Origin of the sequence: Patulibacter sp. (assembly GCF_030655195.1) — a bacterium.
In the GTDB taxonomy this organism is placed as follows: domain Bacteria; phylum Actinomycetota; class Thermoleophilia; order Solirubrobacterales; family Solirubrobacteraceae; genus Patulibacter.
Map to the genome: position 1 here is coordinate 1 of NZ_JAURWA010000160.1, position 5,219 is coordinate 5,219.

Consider the following 5,219-nt stretch of genomic DNA (forward strand, 5'->3'; position numbering starts at 1 on the left):
GCGGCGCTCCCGTGCCGCTGGACGCCCGGCCGCACCGGGCCCGGGGGCCGGCGGGCCGGCGACGTGGCGCGCTCGCAGCCGGTCCGGGTGCGACGGAGACCCGCGCGCACGTGATAGCGGCGCGGCGGGCGCCCATGCGTGCGATCTGGCCGGATGTGCGGGCCTCCGGTGTGACAGCCATCACCCTCGGCGCGTCATTTCGGGCGACCTTGTGCTATTCCTTGCAAGCACGACGACACGCCAGCGTCGGCACCGCAGGGGTCGCGACAGCGCCCCGGGGCCACGTCTGATTGTCGACGGTGGAGACATCGTGATGACCCCCCGGCGGGAAGTCGGCAGTGGGCATCGAACCCAGGATTGGAAGGTTCCGACGTGAGCAACAACGAGGCCCTGATGGCCGACGAGACGCCGATCACCGAGATCGACGAGTTGCGAGCACTGATCGCGGAGGGCCAGGAGAAGGGCTTCCTGACCGTCGCGGGCATCGCGTCCGCCCTGGAGGAGGCCGAGGTCACGAAGGAGCAGCTCACCGCGTTCCACGGGCACCTCGACGAGCTGGGCGTGGACGTCATCCGCGGTGGCGGCGACGCGCACGACCGCACCGCGTCCGAGGCCGAGCGCCTCGAGCACGCCGGCTCCCGCAAGGACCGCGAGTCCGGTGCCGCGCCGAAGGAGCGCCCGCAGATCGACCTCACCGTCGAGCCGAGCCTCGACTCGCTGCGCATGTACCTGCGGTCGATCGGCCGCGTCGCGCTGCTGACGGCCGACCAGGAGGTCCAGCTGGCCAAGCGCATCGAGCGCGGCGACCAGCAGGCCAAGCAGCAGATGATCGAGGCCAACCTGCGCCTCGTCGTCTCGATCGCCAAGGCCTACCTGGGCCGCGGCCTCTCCTTCCTCGACCTCATCCAGGAGGGCTCGCTGGGCCTCATCCGCGCGGTCGAGAAGTTCGACTACCGCCGCGGCTACAAGTTCTCCACGTACGCCACGTGGTGGATCCGCCAGGCCGTGACGCGCGCCATCGCCGACAAGGGCCGCACCATCCGGATCCCGGTCCACATGGTCGAGAAGCTCAACAAGGTCGTCCACGTCGAGCGCCAGCTCGTCCAGTCGCTCGGCCGGCAGCCCACGCCGGAGGAGATCGCGACCGAGGTCGACATGCAGGTCCGCGACGTGCGCGACATCCTCCGCATGTCGCAGCAGCCGATCTCGCTCGAGAAGCCCGTCGGCGAGGACGAGGAGTCCTCGCTCGGGGACTTCGTCGAGGACAAGGACGCCGAGTCGCCCTTCGAGATGACGAGCGAGCAGCTGCGTAAGGAGCACGTCCGTCGTGCCCTCTCGACGCTGCCCAAGCGCGAGCGCGAGGTCATCGAGATGCGCTTCGGCCTCTCCGGCGACCAGCCCTCGACGCTCGAGGAGGTCGGCCGCGCGTTCGACGTCACCCGCGAGCGCATCCGCCAGATCGAGAGCCACACGCTCAAGAAGCTGGAGAGCCTCCCCGAGTCCCAGCGCCTGCGGGACGCGGTTTAGTCAGGCCCGCCCGGCGAGGCGACGCCGACCGCGCCGCCTCGCTAGGATCCGCCATCGCTCGGGGGGATGTCCGAGTGGTTAAAGGAGACGGGCTGTAAACCCGTTGGCTCTGCCTACACAGGTTCGAATCCTGTTCCCCCCACCTCTTCCGAGGGCCCCGCATCGCGGGGCCTTCGTCGTTCTCGGCGCAGAGGGACGGCGTGCGGCGAGCCGGTGCGCGGCACGTGGTGGGCCCGGCGGCGGCGTGGTCGACCCGGGACCGGATCCGGGTCTCGCGGACCCCTCTGCCCCGAGACCTGGATCGGGGTGCGCCACCGCCCACGATCAGGGTCTCGATCCTCCGGCGTCACCGAGACCCGGATTCGTGCGCCGACCCGGCCCTGTATGCCCCGCCCGACCCTGCCGCGGGTCGACCCCCACCGTGCCCGACCGCCTCCATCCGGAGGACCGCCGTCCGGTCCATGGGATCCGCGAGACTGCGGCGCATGTCCGAGATCGAGCTCACCCGCCAGGGCGCCGTCGCCGTCATCACGCTGAACGCGCCGGAGCGGCGCAACGCGCTGACCCTGCCGATGGCGCGCGAGCTCGTCTCCGCCTGCGAGGAGGTCGACCGCGACGACGATGTCGGGGCCGTCGTCCTCCGCGGCGAGGGGCGCTCGTTCTGCGCCGGCGGTGCGCGCGACACCCTGCGCGCCGTCGGGCAGCCGGACGCCCCGCCGGAGACCGTCGAGGAGCTGCGGGCGCTCTATGCGTCGTTCGTCCGCGTCGGAGCCCTCAGGGCCCCGGTCGTCGCCGCCGTCGCCGGCGCGGCGGTCGGTGCAGGGCTCAACCTGGCCCTCGCCGCCGACCTGCGGATCGTGGCCCACGACGCCCGGATCTTCGCGGGCTTCCACCGCATCGGCCTGCACCCCGGCGGCGGGCATTTCACGCTGCTCGAGCGGGTCGCCGGCCGCGAGGCCGCGATCGCCCTGGGCGTCTTCGACGAGGAGCTCGACGGCGACCGGGCGGTCGCGCTGGGGCTGGCGTGGGCGGCGGTCCCGCGCGAGGACGTCGACGCGCGGGCGCTGGCGATCGCCGAACGGGTCGCCGACGACCCCGTCCTCGCCCGCTCTGCGATCGGCACCGCGCGCCGCGAGCTCGGTCCGCCGCGGCTGGGGTGGGCCGCCGGGCTGGACCTCGAGACCCCGGCGCAGGTCGCGTCCCTGAAGCGCGCGGTGGCCGCGGGCACGCTGCCCGAGTAGCCACGGGGCGGACCACCGTCGCGCCCTGGTCCACCGCCGCGCCCTGGTCCACCGCCGCGCCCTGGACCACCCGCCCCGCGCCGACCACCCCCCCCGGACCGCTCCCTCCGTCGACCGCCACCAGGAGGTCGGCCCGGCGCCCGTGGGATGCTCCCGGGGTGCTCCGCACGGTCCACGCCCTCCGCTACGTCGCACCGCTGCGCGAGGGCGGCTCCGTGCCCGCGCTCGTCGAGGCCGACGACGACGGGCTGTACGTCGTGAAGCTCTCCGGTGCGGCGCAGGGGACGAAGGTGCTCGTCGCCGAGATCGTCGTCGGCGAGCTGATCCGGGCGCTCGCGCTCGAGGAGCCGGGGCTCGGCCTCCTGATGCCCGACCTGGCGATGGTCGACCTGCCCGTCGCGCTCTCCCACGCCGAGCCCGACCCCGAGATCCAGGAGCCGATCGCCAAGAGCGCCGGCGTCAACGTCGGCATGGACTTCCTCCCGGGGGCGCTGCCGTACACGGCGGCGGCGGGCCCGCAGCCGAGCGCGGACCTCGCCGCCGCGCTCGTCTGGATCGACGCGTTCGTCGAGAACGTCGACCGCACCCCGCGCAACCCCAACCTGCTGACCTGGCACGGGCGGATCTGGATCATCGACAACGGCGCCGCGCTCTACCGCCAGCACGCCGGCCTGGACCCGGCCCGTGCCACCGGCCGCTTCGCCCCGATCCGCGACCACGTGCTGCTGCCCCGCGCGGGGTCGATCACCGCGATGGACGAGCGGTTGGCGCCCCACGTCACCGAGGCCCTGCTGCGCGCGGTGCTCAGCGAGGTGCCGGAGGAGTGGCTGGGCGACGGCGGCCCCGACCTGGTCGTCGCGGACCTCCTCGCCCGCATCGCCGCACCCCGCGGGTTCGTCGAGGAGGCCGAGCGTGCCCGCACCGCCTGAGGACGGCTCGGCGGCGGCCGGCGCCGGGCACCCCGCCGGCGGACGTACCCCGCGGGCACGCGCCGGCGCAGCGTCGACCCGGCCGGACCTCGGGGGCGACGCGCCCGCGACGGGCCGTCCCGTCGCGCCGTCGACCCGGCCGACCCGTACCGACGACGGCCCCACGGGCGACCGCGGCGCCGCGGCCGACGACCGGCCGGACGCCGCGCCGGCCACCGACGGGGGCTCCGGGGCCCGCGAGGTCTTCCAGTACGCCGTGCTGCGGCTCGTGCCGTCCGTCGCGCGCGGCGAGGGCCTGAACGTCGGGGTCGTGCTGCACGCGCGGCGACACCGGTTCCTCGGCCTGCGCACGGTCCTCGACCACGAACGGCTGCTGGCGCTGGACCCGACGCTGGACCTCGCGGCGCTCGAGGAGCACCTCAGCGGGCTGGTGCGCGTCGCCGACGGCGACGACGGGGCCGGGGCCATCGCCGCGATGCCACGATCCGACCGCTTCGGGTGGCTCTCCGCACCCTCGAACACGATGGTCCAGCCGTCGCCCGTGCACACGGGGCTCTGCGCCGACGCGTCCGCGACGCTCGAGCGGCTGGTGGCCGAGCTCGTCACCGTCGGCGGCTGAGCCCCGTCGCGGAGGTCGGGCCGACCCTCGAGCCGGACACCGGGCCCGGGCCCCGGGCGCCGTCCGGCTCTCCGGAGTCCCGTGCCGCGTGGGCCCGCCCGGGCGTCGGCGCGGCGCCTCGCGTGTCGTGGGTACGCTGCGCCGATGATCTCGCCCCGCAGGCTCCTGCCGCTGCCCCTCCTGCTGCTCGCACTCGCCGGCGCGGGATGCGGCGACGAGCGCACCGCCCAGGACGTCGAGAGCGGCGGCACCGAGGCCGCCACGACCGCGGAGGGCACGAGCACCGCCGCGACGACGACCGAGGCTGCGCCGACCAGCACCGAGTCCGGCTCGGGCGCGTCGGCGTCCGCCGAGGTCAAGACCCTGGCCGACGGTGTCGGCGACGACCTGAAGACGGCGCCGACGATCAAGTCGCCGTCGGGGACCCCGCCGTCGTCGCTGGTCAGCGAGGACATCGTCGAGGGCAAGGGCACGCCCGCGAAGCTGAACGACAACGTCGAGGTCCGCTACACGCTGGTCAACTGGGGCGGCGACGACAGCCCCGTCGACTCGTCGTGGACCCGCAGCCCCAACTCGACCTCGTTCCCCCTCGAGGAGGGCGGGCTGATCGAGGGCTGGATCAAGGGCGTCCCCGGCATGAAGCCGGGCGGCCGACGCCTGCTCGTCGTCCCCGCCGCGCAGGGCTACGGCGACCAGGGCACGCCGGACGGCTCGGTGCCCCCCGGTGGCACGCTCATCTTCGTGATCGACCTCGTCAAGGCCAGCTGAGCCCACGGCGCGGCGGGTAGGGTCGGGCGCATGACCGTCCGTCCCGCACCCCGCCCACGCTCTCGTCGCCCTCGGGCGGCCGCGGGCGCGCTGGCCGTGGTCCTCGCGGCCGGCGGCGCCGGATCGCTGCTCGCC

At 74.8% G+C, this 5,219-nt stretch carries 5 protein-coding genes and 1 tRNA gene; all 6 read left to right on the forward strand.

The window, feature by feature from the left end; translation table 11 throughout:
• Positions 1-372: 372 nt before the first annotated feature.
• The 6 genes from rpoD (at position 373) to Q7T67_RS18045 (ending at position 5,084) form a co-directional block, all read left to right on the forward strand.
• Complete coding sequence (gene rpoD / locus Q7T67_RS18020) at positions 373-1,527, forward strand: RNA polymerase sigma factor RpoD (protein ID WP_304793009.1); 1,155 nt, start codon at positions 373-375, stop codon at positions 1,525-1,527.
• A 60-nt stretch (positions 1,528-1,587) separates the two neighbouring features.
• Positions 1,588-1,669: transfer RNA gene (locus Q7T67_RS18025), tRNA-Tyr, on the forward strand.
• A gap of 343 nt (positions 1,670-2,012) precedes the next feature.
• Entirely contained in the window at positions 2,013-2,768 is a 756-nt protein-coding gene (locus Q7T67_RS18030) for an enoyl-CoA hydratase/isomerase family protein (RefSeq protein ID WP_304793012.1), read from the forward strand.
• 158 nt (positions 2,769-2,926) lie between these two features.
• The gene (locus Q7T67_RS18035) at positions 2,927-3,697 is read left to right on the forward strand and encodes a HipA family kinase (RefSeq protein WP_304793016.1); all 771 of its coding nucleotides are present in this window, start codon (positions 2,927-2,929) and stop codon (positions 3,695-3,697) included.
• Positions 3,681-4,316 carry a DUF3037 domain-containing protein gene (locus Q7T67_RS18040; RefSeq protein WP_304793019.1) on the forward strand — a complete coding sequence of 212 codons (636 nt, stop codon included), beginning with the start codon at positions 3,681-3,683 and terminating at the stop codon, positions 4,314-4,316. The genes Q7T67_RS18035 and Q7T67_RS18040 overlap by 17 nt, the downstream gene beginning before the upstream one ends.
• Positions 4,317-4,460: 144 nt before the next feature.
• Entirely contained in the window at positions 4,461-5,084 is a 624-nt protein-coding gene (locus Q7T67_RS18045; RefSeq protein ID WP_304793022.1) for an FKBP-type peptidyl-prolyl cis-trans isomerase, read from the forward strand.
• Positions 5,085-5,219 lie beyond the last annotated feature (135 nt).

Coding starts and splice junctions, on each gene's coding strand:
- Q7T67_RS18030 (WP_304793012.1), top strand. CDS start 2,013: ATGTCCGAGATCGAGCTCACCCGCCAGGGCGCCGTCGCCGTCATCACG.
- Q7T67_RS18045 (WP_304793022.1), top strand. CDS start 4,461: ATGATCTCGCCCCGCAGGCTCCTGCCGCTGCCCCTCCTGCTGCTCGCA.